Source organism: Pseudomonas frederiksbergensis, assembly GCF_035751725.1.
In the GTDB taxonomy this organism is placed as follows: Bacteria; Pseudomonadota; Gammaproteobacteria; order Pseudomonadales; family Pseudomonadaceae; genus Aquipseudomonas; species Aquipseudomonas frederiksbergensis_A.
Genome location: NZ_CP142104.1, coordinates 5705401 through 5725065 on the forward strand (window position 1 = coordinate 5705401; position 19665 = coordinate 5725065).

At 61.1% G+C, this 19665-nt stretch carries 22 protein-coding genes and 1 other RNA gene; 12 read left to right on the plus strand and 11 right to left on the minus strand.

The features are described from left to right. Positions 1-24: 24 nt before the first annotated feature. The 3 genes from ubiH to VQ575_RS25770 are packed head-to-tail and all read right to left on the minus strand — an operon-like array spanning position 25 to position 3125. On the minus strand, positions 25-1212 hold the full coding sequence (gene ubiH / locus VQ575_RS25760; protein ID WP_325918690.1) for a 2-octaprenyl-6-methoxyphenyl hydroxylase: 1188 nt from the start codon (positions 1210-1212) through the stop codon (positions 25-27). Next, complete coding sequence (gene pepP / locus VQ575_RS25765) at positions 1209-2543, minus strand: Xaa-Pro aminopeptidase (protein ID WP_039590285.1); 1335 nt, start codon at positions 2541-2543, stop codon at positions 1209-1211. The genes ubiH and pepP overlap by 4 nt, the downstream gene beginning before the upstream one ends. Before the next feature lie 27 nt (positions 2544-2570). Then, positions 2571-3125, minus strand: coding sequence for a YecA/YgfB family protein (locus VQ575_RS25770; RefSeq protein ID WP_039590279.1), 555 nt, complete (start codon positions 3123-3125; stop codon positions 2571-2573). A gap of 129 nt (positions 3126-3254) precedes the next feature. Here VQ575_RS25770 and VQ575_RS25775 point away from each other — a divergent pair, with 129 nt between their 5' ends. The 4 genes from VQ575_RS25775 to VQ575_RS25790 all read left to right on the plus strand — a co-directional run bounded on the left by VQ575_RS25775 (position 3255) and on the right by VQ575_RS25790 (position 4712). Continuing rightward, a complete protein-coding gene (locus VQ575_RS25775; protein WP_030138125.1) occupies positions 3255-3464 on the plus strand; it encodes a TIGR02449 family protein in 210 nt (69 codons plus the stop codon). Further along, positions 3461-3778, plus strand: coding sequence for a cell division protein ZapA (locus VQ575_RS25780; protein ID WP_039590276.1), 318 nt, complete (start codon positions 3461-3463; stop codon positions 3776-3778). The genes VQ575_RS25775 and VQ575_RS25780 overlap by 4 nt, the downstream gene beginning before the upstream one ends. A 30-nt stretch (positions 3779-3808) precedes the next feature. Beyond that, positions 3809-3988, plus strand: a non-coding RNA gene (gene ssrS, locus VQ575_RS25785) — 6S RNA. A gap of 118 nt (positions 3989-4106) precedes the next feature. Further along, on the plus strand, positions 4107-4712 hold the full coding sequence (locus VQ575_RS25790; protein ID WP_039590274.1) for a 5-formyltetrahydrofolate cyclo-ligase: 606 nt from the start codon (positions 4107-4109) through the stop codon (positions 4710-4712). A 35-nt stretch (positions 4713-4747) separates the two neighbouring features. Here the strand turns inward: VQ575_RS25790 and VQ575_RS25795 are convergent, their stop codons facing one another. After that, the gene (locus VQ575_RS25795; protein ID WP_152668410.1) at positions 4748-4894 is read right to left on the minus strand and encodes a hypothetical protein; all 147 of its coding nucleotides are present in this window, start codon (positions 4892-4894) and stop codon (positions 4748-4750) included. Between the two features lie 195 nt (positions 4895-5089). On the opposite strand from VQ575_RS25795, the gene VQ575_RS25800 reads away from it, so the two are divergent. Beyond that, positions 5090-5542, plus strand: a complete 453-nt coding sequence (locus VQ575_RS25800; RefSeq protein WP_039590272.1) for an EVE domain-containing protein — start codon at positions 5090-5092, stop codon at positions 5540-5542. A gap of 58 nt (positions 5543-5600) precedes the next feature. Here the strand turns inward: VQ575_RS25800 and VQ575_RS25805 are convergent, their stop codons facing one another. Further along, positions 5601-6017: a flagellar basal body-associated protein FliL gene (locus VQ575_RS25805; protein WP_039590271.1), complete on the minus strand. Its 417-nt coding sequence runs from the start codon at positions 6015-6017 to the stop codon at positions 5601-5603. 150 nt (positions 6018-6167) lie between these two features. Here VQ575_RS25805 and VQ575_RS25810 point away from each other — a divergent pair, with 150 nt between their 5' ends. Both VQ575_RS25810 and glpT read left to right on the plus strand, forming a co-directional pair. Then, positions 6168-7145, plus strand: coding sequence for an NADPH:quinone oxidoreductase family protein (locus VQ575_RS25810; protein ID WP_039590265.1), 978 nt, complete (start codon positions 6168-6170; stop codon positions 7143-7145). Positions 7146-7367: 222 nt separating this feature from the next. Next, a complete protein-coding gene (gene glpT, locus VQ575_RS25815; protein ID WP_039590263.1) occupies positions 7368-8717 on the plus strand; it encodes a glycerol-3-phosphate transporter in 1350 nt (449 codons plus the stop codon). On the opposite strand, the gene VQ575_RS25820 is transcribed toward glpT, so the two are convergent. From VQ575_RS25820 to VQ575_RS25845, 6 genes are all read right to left on the minus strand, one after another. Next, positions 8693-9361, minus strand: a complete 669-nt coding sequence (locus VQ575_RS25820) for a gamma-glutamylcyclotransferase (RefSeq protein ID WP_039590261.1) — start codon at positions 9359-9361, stop codon at positions 8693-8695. The genes glpT and VQ575_RS25820 overlap by 25 nt on opposite strands. 227 nt (positions 9362-9588) lie before the next feature. Continuing rightward, entirely contained in the window at positions 9589-10557 is a 969-nt protein-coding gene (locus VQ575_RS25825) for a CDP-6-deoxy-delta-3,4-glucoseen reductase (RefSeq protein WP_039590259.1), read from the minus strand. Continuing rightward, a complete protein-coding gene (gene ubiD / locus VQ575_RS25830) occupies positions 10557-12023 on the minus strand; it encodes a 4-hydroxy-3-polyprenylbenzoate decarboxylase (protein WP_039590257.1) in 1467 nt (488 codons plus the stop codon). The genes VQ575_RS25825 and ubiD overlap by 1 nt, the downstream gene beginning before the upstream one ends. A 119-nt stretch (positions 12024-12142) precedes the next feature. Next, positions 12143-13402 carry a transcription termination factor Rho gene (gene rho, locus VQ575_RS25835; protein WP_003206716.1) on the minus strand — a complete coding sequence of 420 codons (1260 nt, stop codon included), beginning with the start codon at positions 13400-13402 and terminating at the stop codon, positions 12143-12145. 241 nt (positions 13403-13643) lie between these two features. Further along, positions 13644-13973: a thioredoxin TrxA gene (gene trxA, locus VQ575_RS25840; protein ID WP_003206727.1), complete on the minus strand. Its 330-nt coding sequence runs from the start codon at positions 13971-13973 to the stop codon at positions 13644-13646. Positions 13974-14094: 121 nt separating this feature from the next. After that, entirely contained in the window at positions 14095-14802 is a 708-nt protein-coding gene (locus VQ575_RS25845) for a FadR/GntR family transcriptional regulator (protein WP_325918692.1), read from the minus strand. 255 nt (positions 14803-15057) lie between these two features. Between VQ575_RS25845 and VQ575_RS25850 the strand changes: the two genes are divergently transcribed. The 5 genes from VQ575_RS25850 to ppx all read left to right on the plus strand — a co-directional run bounded on the left by VQ575_RS25850 (position 15058) and on the right by ppx (position 19563). After that, positions 15058-15843: a transporter substrate-binding domain-containing protein gene (locus tag VQ575_RS25850; RefSeq protein WP_045157264.1), complete on the plus strand. Its 786-nt coding sequence runs from the start codon at positions 15058-15060 to the stop codon at positions 15841-15843. A 21-nt stretch (positions 15844-15864) separates the two neighbouring features. Continuing rightward, on the plus strand, positions 15865-16533 hold the full coding sequence (locus VQ575_RS25855) for an amino acid ABC transporter permease (RefSeq protein WP_039590246.1): 669 nt from the start codon (positions 15865-15867) through the stop codon (positions 16531-16533). Continuing rightward, positions 16530-17180 carry an amino acid ABC transporter permease gene (locus VQ575_RS25860; RefSeq protein WP_045157265.1) on the plus strand — a complete coding sequence of 217 codons (651 nt, stop codon included), beginning with the start codon at positions 16530-16532 and terminating at the stop codon, positions 17178-17180. Before VQ575_RS25855 ends, VQ575_RS25860 begins: the two co-directional genes overlap by 4 nt. Further along, positions 17167-17901, plus strand: coding sequence for an amino acid ABC transporter ATP-binding protein (locus VQ575_RS25865; protein WP_030138144.1), 735 nt, complete (start codon positions 17167-17169; stop codon positions 17899-17901). Before VQ575_RS25860 ends, VQ575_RS25865 begins: the two co-directional genes overlap by 14 nt. 159 nt (positions 17902-18060) lie before the next feature. After that, positions 18061-19563: an exopolyphosphatase gene (gene ppx / locus VQ575_RS25870; protein WP_039590241.1), complete on the plus strand. Its 1503-nt coding sequence runs from the start codon at positions 18061-18063 to the stop codon at positions 19561-19563. Positions 19564-19665: the final 102 nt, after the last annotated feature.

Consider the following 19665-nt stretch of genomic DNA (forward strand, 5'->3'; position numbering starts at 1 on the left):
CGCCGTTGGAAGGAATGATCGGGATCAAGCATCAGGGCGTGTTCCCAATCCCATCGCTTGGCGGGCGAACCAGCGCTTGGCGGGTGGCAGCAGGTCCAGGCCCAGCAGGCCGAGATTGCGGCCCAGGGACACCAGCGGCAGGTCGCTGCTGAAAAGCCGCGTCACCTGGTCGGAGAAACCCACGGTCAGGGCCTGGTCCATCCGCTGGCGCTCGCGATAGGCTTGCAACACCGCGAAATCACCAGGCGTGCTGTCGCTCTCGAGCAACGCATCGGCCAAGGCCTGGGCATCGCGCAAGGACAGGTTGAAGCCTTGCCCGGCAATCGGATGCAAGCTGTGGGCGGCATTGCCCAGGATGGCCAGGTGCGGACGCACCTGTTCCTCGGCCTCCACCAGCGCCAACGGATAAAGATGCCGCGCGCCGACTTGCTTCAAGGTGCCCAGGCGATAGCCGAACACATTCTGCAGCTCACTGAGGAAACTGCGCTCATCGAGCGCTGCCAGCCGTTGCGCATCCATGCCCTGGCGCGTCCAGACCAATGCACAGCGATTTTCCGGCAGCGGCAGCAAGGCCATCGGGCCTTCGTCGGTGAAGCGTTCGAAAGCCATGCCATTGTGCGCTTCGCTGGGCGTTATATTGGCGATCAAGGCACTCTGGTCATAGGGACGGTTGCGGACCCCGACGCCAAGCTGTTCCCGCAGGCCCGAGCGCCCGCCGTCGGCCAGTACCGCGAGGTCGCATTCCAGCACTGTTTCATCGTCCAGGGTCAAGCGATAGCCCGCGACTTTCGGCTCCATGCGGGTCACCTGCGCAGGGCAGCGCCAACTGACGACTTCCTTGTCCAGGCCTTGCCACAGGCACTGGCCGAGCCAGGCGTTTTCAACCACATAGCCGAGGGCCGGCACGCCCTCCTCCATGGCGGACAGCCGCGCCGTGGAAAACCGCCCTCGGTCGGACACATGGATCTGCTTGATCGGCTCGGCCCGGCGGGAAATTTCCTGCCACAAGCCCAAGCGTTGATAAATCTGCCGCGCGCCGAACGAAAGCGCCGATGAACGCGCATCGTAGCTTGGTTGCCAGGCGTCACCGGGGGCGAAGGGCTCGATCAGCATGATCTTCCAGCCCCTGGCCTTGGCACCGGCCTGCATGGCCAACGCCAGGCTCGCGCCGACCAGGCCACCACCGATGATCGCTACGTTGACCCGGTTCATGCGGCTTGAGCCCGTGCGGCGGCCATCAAGGCCTCGATTTCGGCGACCGTTTTCGGCACGCCGCGAGTCAGGATTTCACAACCGGTCTTGGTCACTACCACGTCATCCTCGATGCGCACGCCAATGCCGCGCCATTTTTTCGCTACGTTGCGATTGTCCGGCGCGATGTAAATGCCCGGTTCAACGGTCAAGGTCATTCCAACCTCCAACACTCGCCACTCGCCACCCACCCGGTATTCCCCCACGTCGTGCACATCCATACCCAGCCAATGGCCGGCGCGGTGCATGTAGAATGCCCGGTGGGCTTCGCTGGCGATCAATTCATCGACCTCGCCTTCCAGCAGCCCAAGGCGGACCAGTCCCTCGGTAATGACCCGGACCGTCGCTTCATGGGCCTGGTTCCAGTGCTTGTCCGGCGCAATTTCAGCAAACGCGGCTTCCTGGGCGGCCAGCACCACTTCGTATATCGCCTTCTGCTCGGCAGAAAACTTGCCGCTGACCGGCCAGGTGCGGGTGATATCGCTGGCATAGCAATCGATCTCGCACCCGGCGTCGATCAACACCAGGTCGCCCTCCTTGAGCAGCGCGTCATTTTGCTGGTAATGCAAAATGCAGCTGTTGCGCCCCGCCGCGACAATGGAACCGTAGGCCGGCATTTTTGCCCCGCCCTTGCGAAATTCATAATCGAGCTCGGCTTCCAGGCTGTATTCGTACAGCCCCGGCCGCGCCGCCTGCATGGCCCGGATATGCGCCTGGGCGGAAATCCGCGCCGCTTCGCGCATCACTTTCACTTCCGCCGCCGATTTATACAGGCGCATGTCGTGCAGCAGATGATCCAGGGCAACGAATTCGTTCGGCGGCTGGGCACCGAGGTGGGCCTTGGAGCGGATCACGTTGATCCACTCCATCAGGTGCCGGTCGAACTCAGGGTTGCTGCCCATCGCCGAGTACACCCGGTCGCGGCCTTCGATCAGGCCCGGCAGGATGTCATCGATATCGGTGATGGGGAATGCGTCGTCGGCGCCGTAGTCGCGGATCGCCCCCTCCTGGCCGGCGCGCAGGCCATCCCACATTTCACGCTCGGCGTTGCGCTCGCGGCAGAAGAGGATGTACTCGCCATGGGCCCGGCCGGGCATCAGCACGATGACCGCCTGCGGTTCGGGAAAGCCGCTGAGATACTGGAAATCGCTGTCCTGGCGATAGACGTGCTCGACGTCGCGGTTGCGGATCGCAACGGCGGCGGCGGGCAGGATTGCGATGCTGTTGGGTTCCATCTGCGCCATCAAGGCCTTGCGGCGACGGCCGTATTCCGACTTCGGGATATGAATCATGGGCAGACGGTGTTCCCTTTCAAGCGATCAGTGCAGGGACGGCTTGGTGGCCGGCTCAGCGGTTTTCTTGGTCTCTGTGAACAGTAGCAGTGGCGCGACCCGCAGGTACTCCATGACTTCCATATAGTCGCTTTCGCCATCGTCGGACTCTTCCAGGGCATCCTGCACTTGGGAGATTGCTGCCAGGTCTTGAAGGACTTCTTTCGCTTCGTCGCTCAGGGCGTATTCGCGGCGGGTCAGGCCAAAACCGGCGAGGAAGCCCTGGCACCACTGGCCGAGCGCAGCGGCGCGTTCGCTCAGCGGCGCATCGTCGGTCGGCAGCAGCAAGACGACGGTCATGTCGTCGCTGGTCAACTCACCCTTGACCATTTCCTGCAGGCCGATGAGCGCATTGCGCACATTGTCTGCCGGCTCGCCTTCGAGCAGCTCGGCGGCGTCGGCCAGCCAGCCATCGGCGTCGAAACCGGCGCCGGCGCAGCTGCGGCCGAGCAACAGGCCGTGCAGTTCGGCAGGCGAGACAGGATGGCCGCTGGCGCTCAGCAGGGTGGCGAATGCTTGATACGGGGAATTCTGAATGGGCATGGGCAGCTAGGCGCCAGACGGCGCTATGTCTAGAATGGAGGCCTTGTATCCTACATCGACAGACTCGCCAAGACCATTAAAGGCTGTGCGACCCTTATTCCCCATCAGACACAATCTTCAGTGGACACAATGGAAGACACCGACCTGCAAGCGCTGATGGCCAGACTCGAGCTGCTAATTGAACGGGTCGAGCAACTTAAGAGCCAAAACGGACTCCTATTAGCTCAGGAAAAAACCTGGCGCGAGGAACGCGCGCACCTCATTGAAAAAAACGAAATCGCCCGGCGTAAGGTCGAATCGATGATTTCGCGCCTCAAGGCCCTGGAGCAAGACTCATGAGTTCAAGCAATAGCGTAACCGTGCAGATCCTCGACAAAGAGTATTCGATCATCTGCCCCCAGGAAGAGCGCAGCAACCTGGTGAGCGCCGCCCGTTACCTGGACGGCAAGATGCGGGAGATCCGCAGCAGCGGCAAAGTCATCGGTGCCGATCGCATCGCCGTGATGGCCGCCTTGAACATCACCCACGACCTGCTGCACCGCCAGGATACGCCCGACGTACAGGTCAGCGGCTCGACCCGTGAACAGGTTCGCGACTTGCTGGATCGGGTGGATCTGGTGCTCGCCACCGATCCGGACGTCAGCAAGGGCTGATTCACGAAGCTGCCTGGGGTATACTTGCGTCACTCCCTGGGGTGCTTGCCAGTTGGTGATGTCCCTGAGCCGATACGCACAACCACGGGGGTTGCACGTTGGGGCCGGTGTGCATGTCCGCTTGACGGAAAGCCTTAACGCCTCCTGCAACTTCCACCTTGAACTTTCGGGTTCAAGGGCTAAGCCGACAGCGGTTCATCCGGGGAGCCTGATTCTCGACGCAATGCCAGTCATCATGACTGGCATTGTCGTTTCTGGCGTTTGGCATTTCTGCTCCCCTCGTTTGCGGTTACGCTGTCTCGGTGTCCCCGTCTCGTGAAGCCTCGATATGACCGAACCTGCGTTGCCGACCCGCCCGCAACTTCGCCGCCTGCTGCGCCAGGCCCGTCGCGCCCTGACGCCGGCCCAGCAACGGGACGCCGCCCGAGGCCTTTACAGGCAACTGGCCCAGCACCCGCTTTTTCGTCGCGCACGACACATCGCCCTGTACCTGCCCAACGACGGCGAGATCGATCCACGCCTGCTGCTGCGCGCAGCCCAACGCAGGGGCAAGGCGACTTACCTGCCGGTGCTCAGCCCATGGCCGCAGACCAAAATGGTCTTCCAGCGAATCCATCCCGGCGAGAAGATGCAACCCAATCGCTTTCGCATCCCCGAGCCGCGCAAGAATATCGCCCGCCAGCGCAAGGTCTGGACGCTGGATCTGGTGCTGTTGCCGCTGGTCGGGTTTGATGATGCCGGAGGTCGGCTGGGCATGGGCGGGGGATTCTACGATCGCAGCCTGGCGTACCTGTCCCGCCGCAAACAATGGCGCAAGCCGACCTTGCTGGGACTGGCGCACGAATGCCAAAGAGTCGAGCGATTGGCGCAGGCAAGCTGGGATGTGCCGCTGCAAGGAACGGTCAGCGACAGGCGTTGGTACATTGCGCGATAGACGCCGCGCAAATCAGCGGCGCCTGGGAGATGAGCTCAGCGCTTGAGCGATGGCGCAGGCTGGGTGATGTCCATCGGAACATCGTTCTTGCTGCTCCACAAGCTCTGGGCGTAACCCGTGGTCACGACACCCAGGCCGAACAGAATGACCAGTATCCACAACAAATCCGGTTTGCGTTTCATCGATTGCCCCCCTCAAGGCATATCACACACGATGACAGCAGCGGTTTTCTTATTGGCCGTGCAGCAGCGTCAAGCTTGGAAGGCCGGCATTTTGCGGCAACCCGGACCCACACGCAAACTCTGACGTCAACCGACTGTCGGTTTGTCATAAAATCGCTGAACTATTTTCGTGTACATCGCCCAGAAGTAGAAATCATGGCCTATTGGCTGATGAAATCCGAGCCCGACGAATTGTCCATCCAGGGCCTGGAAAAGCTCGGCCACGCGCGCTGGGACGGGGTTCGCAACTATCAGGCGCGCAATTTCCTGCGGGCCATGGCGGTTGGCGACACGTTCTTTTTCTACCATTCCAGTTGCCCGGAGCCAGGCATCGCCGGGATTGGCAAAATCATCAAGGCAGCCTATCCCGATCCCACGGCCCTGGAGCCTGACAGCCACTACTTCGACGCCAAGGCCAGTGCGGAAAAAAATCCCTGGACCGCCATCGATGTCGCCCACGTAGAGACGTTCGCTCGTGTGCTCAAGCTCGACTACCTCAAACAGCAGGCCGCCCTGGCCGAAATGCCGCTGGTGCAGAAAGGCTCGCGGCTGTCGGTGATGCCGGTGACGGCCGAGCAGTGGGCGACGGTGATCGGCTTGAAACCTTGAGCAATGCAGCGACTAGTCAACCGTCTTCGCAAAAGGGCCCGCCTGGCCACCACAAGACTTATTGAATGATCAGGTTGTTGAACAACAGATCATCGACCATCGGCTTGCCGGTCTCGTCATTCATCACTTGCTGGGTCTGCTTCAACGCTTCCTGACGCAGTTTTTCCTTGGCTTCAAGGTTGTTCATGGTCTCGGTCGTCTGCTGGGCGAACAGCGCAACCAACTGGTTGCGAATCAACGGCTCGTTCGCTTTCACCGCCGCAGCAGCGGCATCGCCGGTCACGCGCAGGGCCACGTCAGCCTTGTAGACTTTAAGCCTGGTCGTACCGTCCAGCCCATAGTTGCCCACGAACGGTGGGCTCAAGGTGATGTAGCTGACTTTCGGCGCCTCGCCTTCCTTGGCTTCCTTGCTCTCTTCGGCCATCGCTGCCACAGGCAACGACAGGGCCAGCATCAACATGATCCACGCTTTCACATTTCACTCCTCATCCGGTTTGCGGCCCAGCATACCGACCCGTCGTCCAAGCACAAGCTTATGGCCGGCTATCAGGGCGGGGCATGCTCGTTGACCCATTGACTCCCACACCTACACTTATCGGCCATCACTCCCAAAGGAATAGCCCTGATGAAAGCCGTGCTGTGCAAAGAATTCGGCCCTGCCGAATCGCTGGTGCTGGAAGACGTCGCCAGCCCTGTCGTGAAGAAGAATGAAGTGTTGCTGGATGTGCACGCCGCCGGGGTGAATTTTCCTGACACGCTGATCATCGAGGGCAAATACCAGTTCAAGCCGCCCTTCCCGTTCTCGCCGGGCGGCGAAGCGGCAGGGGTCATCAGCGAGGTAGGGGAGAAGATCAGCCACCTGAAGGTCGGTGACCGGGTCATGGCCCTGACCGGCTGGGGCAGTTTCGCCGAACAAGTGGCGGTGCCGGGCTACAACGTGTTGCCGATTCCCTCCTCCATGGATTTCAACACGGCGGCCGCCTTCAGCATGACCTACGGCACATCGATGCACGCTCTCAAGCAGCGAGCCAACCTCCAGCCCGGAGAAACCCTGCTGGTACTCGGCGCCTCCGGCGGCGTCGGCCTGGCGGCAGTGGAAATCGGCAAGGCCATGGGCGCCCGCGTCATCGCTGCCGCCAGTAGCGCGGAAAAACTCGCCGTGGCCAAGGCCGCCGGCGCCGACGAACTGATCAACTACAACGAAACCAGCCTCAAGGACGAAATCAAGCGCCTCACCGACGGCCAAGGCGCCGACGTTATCTACGACCCGGTGGGTGGCGATCTTTTCGACCAGGCCGTGCGCGCCATTGCTTGGAACGGCCGGTTGCTGGTGGTCGGGTTTGCCAGCGGACGCATTCCCGAACTGCCGGTGAACCTGGCCCTGCTCAAGGGCGCCTCGGTGGTCGGCGTGTTCTGGGGCTCCTTCGCCCAGCGCCAACCCCAGGACAATGCCGCCAACTTCCAGCAATTGTTCGGCTGGTTCGCCGAAGGCAAGCTCAAGCCGCTGGTGTCGCAGGTGTACCCGCTTTCCAATGCCGCCCAGGCGATCAACGATCTGGGCCAGCGCAAGGCTGTGGGAAAAGTGGTGGTGCAGGTTCGCTGATTGCGTGCCTCACCGTTTTATGACCTGTACCGGGTCGAAGCCCTGCGACCCGGTTCCGCCATTCCCATAACGTCTTTCATTTATATCTGAGCGACATGTTCATAAAAGAACATGCGATATCCAGAATTTCCGCTGTTTGGCCGATGCGAACCGATGCTATTTTCGGTAACGAAACTGTAACATTCGCATCCGCAGTCAAAACAAGAATTCTGGAGCTCTTGAATGTTTGCTTTCTTTCGACCTGCCGCACATCAGGCAGCCCTGCCTGAAGAAAAAATAGACAGCACCTACCGACGCCTGCGCTGGCAGATCTTCGCCGGGATTTTCATCGGCTATGCCGGTTATTACCTGCTGCGCAAGAACTTCTCGCTGGCGATGCCGTATCTCATCGACGAGGGCTACACTCGTGGCCAGCTTGGCCTGGCCATGTCGGCCATCGCCATTGCCTATGGCTTGTCGAAATTCCTGATGGGCCTGGTGTCCGACCGCTCCAACCCGCGCTATTTCCTACCGTTCGGCTTGCTGGTATCAGCCGGGGTGATGTTCATTTTCGGTTTCGCGCCCTGGGCAACCTCCAGTGTGACGATCATGTTCATTCTGCTGTTCATCAACGGCTGGGCCCAAGGCATGGGCTGGCCGCCAAGCGGACGGACCATGGTGCACTGGTGGTCGCAGAAGGAGCGCGGCGGCGTGGTATCGGTCTGGAACGTGGCGCACAACGTCGGAGGTGGCCTGATCGGTCCGCTGTTCCTGCTGGGGATGGCCTGGTTCAATGACTGGCACGCGGCATTCTATGTGCCCGCTACCGTGGCGCTCGCCGTTGCGGTGTTTGCCTTTGCGACCATGCGCGACACCCCGCAGTCGGTGGGCCTGCCACCGATCGAGAAATACAAGGACGACTATCCGGAAGGCTACGACGCCAGTCACGAGAACGAATTCAGCGCCAAGGAAATCTTCGTCAAGTACGTGCTGCGCAACAAAATGCTCTGGTACATCGCCATGGCCAACGTCTTCGTCTACCTGCTGCGCTACGGCGTGCTGGACTGGGCCCCGACCTACCTCAAGGAAGCCAAGGGCTTCACGGTGGATAAAAGCTCCTGGGCCTACTTCTTCTACGAATGGGCGGGTATTCCGGGGACGCTGTTGTGCGGCTGGATGTCCGACAAGATCTTCCGTGGCAACCGTGGCCTGACCGGCATGGTGTTCATGGCCCTGGTGACCGTGGCGACCTTGGTTTACTGGCTGAACCCGGCCGGCAACCCGACCGTCGACATGATTGCCCTGGTGTCCATCGGCTTCCTGATTTATGGCCCGGTGATGCTGATCGGCTTGCAGGCTCTGGAATTGGCGCCGAAAAAAGCCGCCGGTACCGCCGCAGGCTTCACCGGCCTGTTCGGGTACCTGGGTGGCTCGGTCGCGGCCAGCGCCGCCATGGGCTACACCGTGGACCATTTTGGCTGGGACGGCGGTTTTGTGCTGCTGGTCGGTGCTTGCCTGCTGGCGATGGCGTTCCTTGCGCCAACGCTGTGGCACAAGCAGATCGCCAGTCAGAGCCGCGAAGCAGTCGCCTGATCCCCTATTGATCGGCAGCGCTTGAGCCGCGCCTCCAGATTCCGGTCTGGCATGGCGTGGCTGCGCAGGGCGTGGATGGTCTGCTCGACATAATCGCGAGTCGTGCCATAACGCCCGCAAGCGCTTTCGAACACCTGGCTCAGCACATGGTCCGGCAAGTTGCCGGCATAGCTGGGCAGGTGTCGCTCCAGCACGAAGCCCAGGGCCTGCACCCGATTGCCATCCTCGAGACGGCAACTGAGCCAGTGCGGGCGATAGGACGGGACCGGCATTTCGCGTTGCCACAGGGCAAACAGCGAGTCCTCGAGATTTTCCTCCGGCAACCGGTAGGCGAAACCGCTGCACGAACCGCCACGGTCCAATCCGAACACCAACCCGGGCAGCTCCGGAGTGCCGCGATGCTCATGGGACCACAGGTACAAGCCGCGATGGTAACCATGGACCCGGCCTCGCACCCGCTCCACCGCCGTGCATTCCGGACGCCAGATCAACGAACCATAGGCGAACAGCCAGACCGGTCCGCCCTGATGAAGGCTCATGGTCGATCGCATCGAGGCGAGCAATTGTTCGCGGGTCAGCTGCGCACCCAGCTCGAGCCGGGGCGGGTACAGGGCGCAGGTTATGGCGGATTCGATAGCGGTCATGGCCGTTAGCGGTTGGCTTCTCAAAAATATGGGGACGCCAGGGTGTTGACGTTCGTGTGGAGCGAGGCAAGTTAAATGCCATCCCGACGCTATATACGTTATCGGTATCTGCCCGGCCGACTAAATACCGAAACGCAATATATGAAGTTATATCGAGGGGACATGGCCTTTTGTCGCGAGGGGAGCTTGCGCCCTCGCCACAAGGCATAACTCAAGGCTAGGTTGGCTCAAGCCCTTGGCGCATACGCAAACACGTCCGCGCGCATTTGATGGGCGTCCATGCCAGCTTCCACCAGCGCATCGAGTGTGGCGTAGATCATCGCCGGCGAGCCGCTGGCGTAGACGTGTACGCCGGAAAGATCGCTGAGGTCCTCGCATACCGCTTCGTGGAGCATCCCGCAACGCCCTTTCCAACCGCACAGGTCGCTGACGACCTTATGCAGGTACAGGTTCGGGAGTTCCTTCCACTCGTCCCAATGCTCGATCTCATAGAAATCTTCGGGACGCCGCACGCCCCAATACAGATGCACCGGGTGCTTGAACCCCTGGGCGCGGCAGTGCTCGATCAGGCTGTGCATCTGGGCCATGCCGGTTCCGGCAGCGATGAGCACGAGCGGACCGTCGGGAAGCTCGGAAAGGTGAGTGTCGCCGAAGGGCATCTCGATGCGCACATTGGGGTTGCGCTGCAGTTGCTCCAGCAGTTTCTGTGCACTGCTTTCGCGCACCAAGACATGCAATTGCAGCTCGCGTCCGGAATGCGGCGCCGAAGCCAGGGAAAAAGCCGATTTCTCGCCGTTTTCCCGTTCGATCATCAGGTACTGCCCGGCGTGATAGCGCGGTGGCTTTCCCGCTGGCGCCCGCAGGCGCACTCGCCAGACATCGCCACCCACGTCGGCGCACTCGATGACCTGGCATGCCAGGTTGCGTACCGGCAGTTCGCCCGGCGCCAGCACGCCATCCCACAACACCACGCAGTCCTCCAGCGGCTCGGCGATGCACGTAAAAATCTCGCCATGATCACGTATTTCACCGGCCTGCTCCACGCGACCTTCCACCAGCAACGCGCCACACACGTGGCAGTTGCCGTTGCGACAGCTCTGCGGGCAGTCGTAGCCCAGGCGCCGCGCGCCGTCGAGAATCCGCTCGGCCGGCTGTATCTCCAGCACCGCGCCGGAAGGCTGCAAGGTTACACGCATCAATCTATTCCTAACTGATTCCAGATGGCATCGATCCGTTGGGTAACGGCTTCATCCTTGACGATAACCCGGCCCCACTCACGGGTGGTCTCACCGGGCCACTTATGCGTGGCATCGAGCCCCATCTTCGACCCCAGGCCGGACACCGGCGAGGCGAAGTCGAGGTAGTCGATCGGCGTATTCTCGATCATTACCGTGTCACGCTTGGGGTCCATGCGCGTGGTGATGGCCCAGATCACGTCGTTCCAATCCCGTGCGTTGATATCGTCGTCAGTGACAATAACGAACTTGGTGTACATGAATTGTCGTAAAAACGACCAGACGCCCAGCATGACCCGCTTGGCATGCCCCGGATACGACTTCTTCATGGTCACCACGGCCATGCGATAGGAGCAGCCTTCGGGTGGCAGATAGAAATCGGTGATCTCCGGAAACTGCTTTTGCAGGATCGGCACGAACACTTCGTTCAGCGCCACGCCGAGAATCGCCGGCTCATCAGGCGGACGACCGGTGTAGGTGCTGTGGTAGATCGGCTTGATCCGATGGGTGATGCGCTCGACGGTAAACACCGGGAAGCTGTCCACTTCGTTGTAGTAACCGGTGTGGTCACCGTACGGCCCTTCGTCGGCCATTTCGCCGGGGTGGATCACGCCTTCAAGGATGATCTCGGCGGTGGCCGGCACTTGCAGGTCGTTGCCGCGGCATTTCACCAGCTCGGTGCGATTGCCCCGCAGCAGGCCGGCGAAGGCATATTCGGAGAGGCTGTCGGGCACGGGCGTGACAGCACCGAGGATGGTCGCCGGGTCCGCGCCCAGGGCCACCGACACCGGGAATGGCTGGCCGGGATGTTTCTCACACCACTCACGGTAATCCAGCGCGCCGCCGCGATGGCTCAGCCAGCGCATGATGACCTTGTTGCGACCAATCACCTGCTGGCGATAGATGCCCAGGTTCTGGCGGTCCTTGTTCGGCCCCTTGGTGACGGTCAGGCCCCAAGTGATCAGCGGCCCCACATCGCCCGGCCAGCAGGTCTGCACCGGAAGCATGGCCAGGTCGACATCGTCGCCCTCGATCACCACTTCCTGGCAGATAGCGTCCTTGACGACTTTCGGCGCCATGGAAATGATCTTGCGGAAAATCGGCAGCTTGGACCAGGCGTCCTTCAGGCCTTTCGGCGGCTCGGGTTCCTTGAGGAACGCCAGCAGCTTGCCGATCTCGCGCAGTTCGCTGACGGCCTCGGCGCCCATGCCCAGGGCCACGCGCTCCGGTGTGCCGAACAGGTTGCCCAGCACCGGAATGTCATAACCCGTGGGGTTTTCGAACAACAGCGCCGGGCCTTTTGCGCGCAGGGTGCGGTCGCAGACCTCGGTCATTTCCAGGACGGGTGACACTGGCACCTGGATGCGCTTGAGTTCGCCGCGCTGTTCCAGCCCGCTGATAAAGTCGCGCAAGTCGCGATACTGCATGCAAAGCCTCATGGTGTCCGTGGCGTTCGGGGGCCCGAGTTTAACGCCGCCCGTTCGCAATAGTGAATGCACGGACAGCAAAAAGCCGGGTTTCCCCGGCTCTTGCTGGCCTGCTCGATTTACTTGCGTTTCATCGACAGGAAAAACTCATCGTTGGTCTTGGTCGTTTTCAGCTTGTCGACCAGGAACTCGATGGCAGCGACTTCATCCATCGGATGCAGCAGCTTGCGCAGGATCCACATGCGCTGCAACTCGTCATCGGCCGTCAGCAATTCTTCGCGACGGGTGCCGGAACGGTTGATGTTGATGGCCGGGAACACACGTTTCTCGGCGATGCGACGGTCCAGGGGCAGTTCCATGTTGCCGGTGCCCTTGAACTCTTCGTAGATCACTTCGTCCATCTTCGAGCCGGTCTCGACCAGCGCGGTGGCGATGATGGTCAGCGAGCCGCCTTCCTCGATGTTCCGTGCCGCACCGAAGAAACGCTTCGGCTTTTCCAGCGCGTGGGCATCGACACCACCGGTCAGCACCTTGCCGGAGCTCGGGATCACGGTGTTGTAGGCACGGGCCAGACGGGTGATGGAGTCGAGCAGGATCACCACGTCCTTCTTGTGTTCGACCAGGCGCTTGGCCTTCTCGATCACCATTTCGGCAACCTGCACGTGGCGGGTTGGCGGCTCGTCGAACGTCGAGGCGACCACTTCGCCACGCACGGTGCGCTGCATCTCGGTCACTTCTTCCGGACGTTCATCGATCAACAGCACGATCAGGTGAACTTCAGGGTTGTTGCGGGCGATGTTGGCCGCGATGTTCTGCAGCATGATCGTCTTGCCCGCTTTCGGCGGTGCCACGATCAGGCCGCGCTGGCCTTTGCCGATAGGTGCGCACAGGTCGATGACACGACCGGTGAGGTCTTCGGTGGAGCCGTTGCCGGCTTCCATCTTCATGCGCACGGTCGGGAACAGCGGGGTCAGGTTCTCGAAGAGAATCTTGTTCTTCGCGTTTTCCGGACGGTCGAAGTTGATCGTGTCGACCTTGAGCAGGGCGAAATAACGCTCGCCTTCCTTCGGAGGGCGGATCTTGCCAACGATGGTGTCACCGGTGCGCAAGTTGAAGCGACGGATCTGGCTCGGCGAGACGTAGATATCGTCCGGGCCGGCGAGATAGGAAGCGTCTGCGGAGCGAAGGAAGCCGAAGCCGTCCTGGAGAATCTCCAGCACGCCATCACCGGAGATTTCCTCGCCGCTTTTCGCGTGCTTCTTGAGCAGGGAGAAAATCACGTCCTGCTTGCGCGAACGGGCCATATTTTCTATGCCCATCTGTTCGGCCAATTCGAGCAGTTCGGTAATCGGCTTTTGCTTGAGTTCAGTCAGATTCATATAGGAATGACGTAATCATTTATGGAGGGGGGAAATTAAGCTTTTGGCTTAATGAGGCCGCGCCGCGGAGAAGGCGACAGGATCGCGTACTTATTCGAAAGGAGAGCGTCGGCGACGGCTTGCAGGGGGCAATGGAGAAACCAGTGCGGGGCCGAATGTAACACCTCGATTTGCGAGCGTCTAGCCCCGAACAACGAAAAAGCCCCGCGATTTGCGGGGCTTTTGGCAGGACATTCGACGCTTAGATGTTGGCGTCGAGGAATGCCGCCAGTTGCGATTTCGACAGCGCGCCGACCTTGGTGGCTTCGACGTTGCCGTTCTTGAACAGCATCAGCGTAGGAATACCGCGCACGCCGTGCTTGGCCGGGGTTTCCTGATTTTCGTCGATGTTCAGCTTGGCAACGGTCAGCTTGCCCTTGTAGGTCTCGGCAATCTCGTCCAGGACCGGAGCGATCATTTTGCATGGACCGCACCACTCAGCCCAATAGTCGACCAGTACCGCGCCTTCGGCCTTGAGTACGTCAGCTTCGAAGCTAGCGTCGCTAACGTGTTTGATCAGATCGCTGCTCATGGAAATCTCCGGGGTAATCAGCAAAAAAACGTGGCCCATCATAACGACCCTTCCCGGGTTCAGGAAGCCGCAGTTGATTGAGTCTCGCTATGGCTGCCGACGGGTTTGCGTATGGCTCGGATCACGAAGCGGTCGGAGCAATAAACGAAATACCCGTGCGCAACGCAGCATTACGTACATGTTCCTGCATGGTTTTTTGCGCTGAAACCGATGCACGACGGGCCAGGGCGCGAAGAATCTTGCGGTGTTCCTGCCAGGTTTCCATTGCCCGCTCCGCCCTGATGAACGGTAGTTTCTGGCTCTCGAGGAAGATCTCGGCGCTGGCGGTGAGGATGCTCAGCATCGCCTGGTTGCCGCTGGCCAGCAGGATGCGCCGATGGAATTCGAAATCCAGTTGCGCCGCAGCGTCGAAATCCCCGGCCTTCAATTCCCGGCGCATGGCCTCGACGTTGTCCTCCAGCGCATCGAGCTCATCGGCACTCAACGTCACGGCTGCCAATCCGGCTGCGAAACCTTCGAGGGCATAGCGCAGCTGAAAGATATCCACAGGCGAGGCCTTGGCGGCGAAAGGCCAACCCGGTGTCGAGTCGTGACCTGCGGCTTGCGCCGGGGCCTGCACAAAAACGCCCCGGCCCGGCTGTACGCTGATCATTCCCAGGGCGCTCAACGACGAAAGCGCTTCGCGCAGGGACGCCCGGCTAACCCCCAGTTGCAAGGCCAGGTCCCGTTGCGAGGGCAGTGCATCGCCCGGGCCGAAGCCTTCGTCAGCGATCAGTTTGCGGATGGCTTGCAGCGCCACCTCAGGAACGGCACGAGCGATGGAATTCATGATTTTCCAGACAAACCGGGCAAATGAGCGGCTAGTTGTAAAGCTATTCGCCGCGCCCGGCAAGTCGTGCCCCAGCAGGGTTCGGCGCCCAATGCCGACGCTCGATAAAGGTGCGAAACGCTGCGCAACTGTTCAGACCAGTCAGACCGAACGGCGCCTGCAAAACCGTGGCTTTGGCGGATCAAGCGGGAGTTTGGCATGCCCTGTGCTCTGCGCAATTGCAGAAACCTCACCATCGACCGCGGAGATTCACCCATGATCCAGCGTTGCAGCGTCCTGCTCACTGCCCTGTTTGCCAGTTTGATGCTTTGGCAATTGCCCGCCCACGCCGATGGCCTGGAGGATGTGGTCAAGCGCGGCACGCTCAAGGTCGCCGTGCCCCAGGATTTCCCGCCCTTCGGTTCGGTCGGCCCGGACATGAAGCCCCGCGGCCTGGACATCGACACCGCGAAACTGCTGGCCGACCAGCTCAAGGTCAAGCTTGAACTGACCCCGGTCAACAGCACCAACCGCATTCCGTTCCTGACCACCGGCAAGGTCGACCTGGTGATTTCCAGCCTGGGCAAGAACCCGGAGCGGGAAAAGGTCATCGACTTCTCCAGCGCCTACGCGCCGTTCTACCTGGCCGTATTCGGCCCGCCCGATGCCGCCATCAACAACCTGGACGACCTCAAGGGCAAGACCATCAGTGTCACTCGTGGCGCCATCGAAGACATCGAGCTGACCAAGGTCGCCCCCGAAGGCACCACCATCAAGCGCTTCGAAGACAACAACTCGACCATCGCCGCCTACCTGGCCGGCCAGGTCGACCTGATCGCCAGCGGCAACGTGGTGATGGTCGCCATCAGCGAACGCAACCCCAAGCGCGTCCCGGCATTGAAAGTGAAACTCAAGGATTCGCCGGTGTACGTGGGCGTCAACAAGAACGAGCCGGCATTGCTGGACAAGGTCAACCAGATCCTTGCCACCGCCAAGACCGATGGCAGCCTGGAGAAAAACTCCCAGACCTGGCTCAAGCAACCGCTGCCGGCCGATCTCTGACCGTCGCTTGAGAGGCTGAGCATGGCTTATCAGTTCGATTTCCTGCCGGTGGTGCAAAACACCGAGCTGCTGTTGCGCGGTGCACTGTTCACCTTGGAACTGACAGCCATCGGTGCGTTGCTCGGGGTTGGCCTGGGCATCGTCGGGGCGGTGGTGCGGGCTTGGAATATCCGTCCGTTCGCCCCGATTTTTGGCGTGTATGTGGAATTGATCCGCAATACGCCGTTCCTGGTGCAGTTGTTCTTCATCTTCTTCGGCTTGCCGTCCCTGGGCCTGCAGATTTCCGAGTGGCAGGCGGCGGTGCTGGCCATGGTGATCAACCTCGGCGCCTATTCCACCGAGATCATCCGCGCCGGCATCCAGGCGATCCCGCGAGGGCAACTGGAAGCCGCCGCGGCCTTGGCGATGAGCCGCTTCGAGGCCTTCCGCCATGTGGTGCTGCTACCGGCGCTGGGCAAGGTCTGGCCGGCCTTGAGCAGCCAGATCATCATCGTGATGCTCGGCTCGGCGGTCTGCTCCCAGATCGCCACCGAAGAGCTGAGCTTCGCAGCCAACTTCATCCAATCGCGCAACTTCCGCGCCTTTGAAACCTACGCACTGACGACGCTGATCTACCTGTGCATGGCGCTGTTGATCCGCCAGTTCCTGAATTGGATCGGGCGTCGCTACATTGCCAGGAGCAGCCAATGAGCGATTTCACTTTCTGGGACGTGGTGCGCAACCTGCTCACCGGCCTGCAATGGACCCTGGTGCTGTCGCTGGTGGCGTTTATCGGCGGCGGTGTGATCGGCTTGCTGGTGATGGTCCTGCGCATTTCCAAAAACGCCCTGCCCCGCAACATCGCCCGCACCTACATCGAACTGTTCCAAGGCACGCCGCTGTTGATGCAACTGTTCCTGGTGTTTTTCGGCGTGGCCCTGGCCGGGATTGAGATCTCACCCTGGATGGCGGCGGCGATTGCCCTGACGCTGTTCACCAGCGCCTACCTCGCGGAGATCTGGCGCGGTTGTGTCGACTCGATTTCCAATGGCCAGTGGGAGGCCTCCGCGAGCCTGGCCCTCAACCCCCTGGAACAATTGCGCTACGTGATCCTGCCCCAGGCCCTTCGCATTGCCGTGGCGCCGACGGTTGGCTTCTCCGTGCAGGTGGTCAAGGGCACGGCCGTCACGTCGATCATCGGCTTTACCGAACTGACCAAGACCGGCGGCATGCTCGCAAACGCCACGTTCGAGCCGTTCATGGTCTATGGCCTGGTCGCCCTCGGCTACTTCCTGCTCTGCTACCCCTTGTCCCTCAGTGCGCGCTACCTGGAAAGGAGACTGCATGCCTCTGCTTAGAATTACCGCCCTGCATAAATACTATGGCGATCATCATGTGCTCAAAGGCATCGACCTGAGCGTCGAGGAAGGCCAAGTGGTGGCGATCATCGGCCGCAGCGGCTCGGGCAAATCCACCTTGCTGCGCACCCTCAACGGCCTGGAATCGATCAACGATGGCGTGATCGAAGTCGACGGCGAATACCTCGACGCCGCCCGCGCCGACCTGCGCAGCCTGCGGCAGAAAGTCGGGATGGTGTTCCAGCAGTTCAACCTGTTCCCACACCTGACGGTGGGCGAGAACGTGATGCTCGCGCCGCAGGTGGTACAAAAAGTCCCCAAGGCCAAGGCGGCCGAACTGGCGCGGCAGATGTTGGAGCGGGTTGGGCTTGGCGAAAAATTCGACGCCTTCCCTGACCGTCTGTCCGGTGGTCAACAGCAACGGGTGGCGATTGCCCGCGCCTTGGCGATGTCGCCCAAAGTGCTGCTGTGCGATGAAATCACCTCGGCGCTGGACCCGGAGCTGGTCAACGAAGTGCTCAGCGTAGTGCGGCAACTGGCCAAGGAAGGCATGACACTGATCATGGTCACCCACGAAATGCGTTTCGCCCGGGAAGTGGGCGACAAACTGGTGTTCATGCACCAGGGCAAGGTGCACGAGGTGGGTGATCCGAAGGTGCTGTTTGCCGATCCGCAGACAGCGGAGCTGGCCAACTTCATCGGTACGGTCGAGCCTGCCTGATTTTTGCTGCTGGAGAAAAACCCTGTGTCGAGGGGATTTATCCCCTCGACACAAAGGCACCCTGCAGACTGCTCTGGCTCAAGGGTTTGGTTCAGGTGCGTTGGCGTAAGCGGTCGATCGTGGCAGGATGGCAAGGTTATCGACCGAGACTTTCTGACCATGCCGCCATCCCAAGCCAAGAATCTGTCCCTGATCGCCGCCATTGACCTGGGCTCCAACAGTTTCCATATGGTCGTCGCCAAGGCCCAGAACGGGGAAATCCGCATTCTTGAGCGGCTCGGCGAGAAGGTCCAGCTGGCCGCCGGGATCGACGAAGAGCGCCAGTTGAGCGAGGAGTCCATCCAGCGCGGACTCGATTGCCTCAAGCGTTTTGCCCAGCTGATCAACGGCATGCCCCTGGGCGCTGTGCGGATCGTGGGTACCAACGCCCTGCGCGAGGCGCGCAACCGTGGCGAATTCATCCACCGCGCCGAAGCGATCCTCGGCCATCCGGTGGAGGTCATTTCCGGACGTGAAGAGGCTCGCCTGATCTACCTCGGCGTCTCCCACACCTTGGCCGACACCCCCGGTAAACGCCTGGTGGCGGACATCGGCGGCGGCAGTACCGAATTCATCATTGGCCAGCGCTTCGAGCCTCTGCTGCGCGAAAGCCTGCAGATGGGTTGCGTGAGCTACACCCAGCGTTATTTCCGCGACGGCAAGATCACCCCGGCCCGCTACGCCCAGGCGTATACGGCGGCGCGCCTGGAAATCATGAGCATCGAACATGCCCTGCACCGGCTGACCTGGGACGAAGCCATCGGCTCCTCGGGAACCATCCGAGCCATCGGTCTGGCGCTCAAGGCCGGCGGCCATGGCAGCGGCGAAGTCAATGCCGAGGGCCTGGCGTGGCTCAAGCGCAAGGTGTTCAAGCTCGGCGATTCGGACAAGATCGATTTCGAAGGCATCAAGCCCGACCGACGAGCGATCTTCCCGGCGGGCCTGGCAATTCTCGAAGCCATCTTCGATGCCCTCGAACTGCAGCGCATGGACCATTGCGAAGGTGCCCTGCGCGAAGGCGTGCTCTATGACTTGCTCGGGCGTCATCATCACGAAGACGTGCGCGAGCGTACCCTGGGCTCGCTCATGGAGCGCTACCACGTCGATCAGGAACAAGCGACACGGGTCGAGCGCAAGGCGCTGCATGCCTTCGACCAGGTGGCCGACGATTGGGACCTGAACGACGGCGTCTGGCGCGAACTGCTCGGTTGGGCCGCCAAGGTGCACGAGGTGGGCCTGGACATCGCCCACTACCATTACCACAAGCACGGCGCCTACCTCATCGAGCATTCGGACCTCGCGGGTTTCTCCCGCGAAGACCAGCAGATGCTCGCACTATTGGTACGCGGTCATCGCCGCAATATTCCAAAAGACAAATTCGCCGAGTTCGGCGACGACGGCATTAAGCTGATTCGCCTGTGCGTGCTGCTACGCTTCGCGATCCTGTTCCACCACATCCGCGGCACCCAGCAAATGCCCCAAGTGGCGCTGCATGCCGACGGCGATCAACTGGATGTGATGTTTCCCGAAGGCTGGCTGGAAGAGAACCAACTGACCCAGGCTGACTTTGCCCAGGAAGCCGAATGGCTGACTCGGGTGGGGATTTTGCTGAACATTCACTGAGTCCAGCGACACGAACCTTTGTGGCGAGGAAGCTTGCTCCCGCTGGAGGGCGAAGCCCTCCCAAGGCGTTGGGCTGCTGCGCAGCCCAACGGGGATAAATCC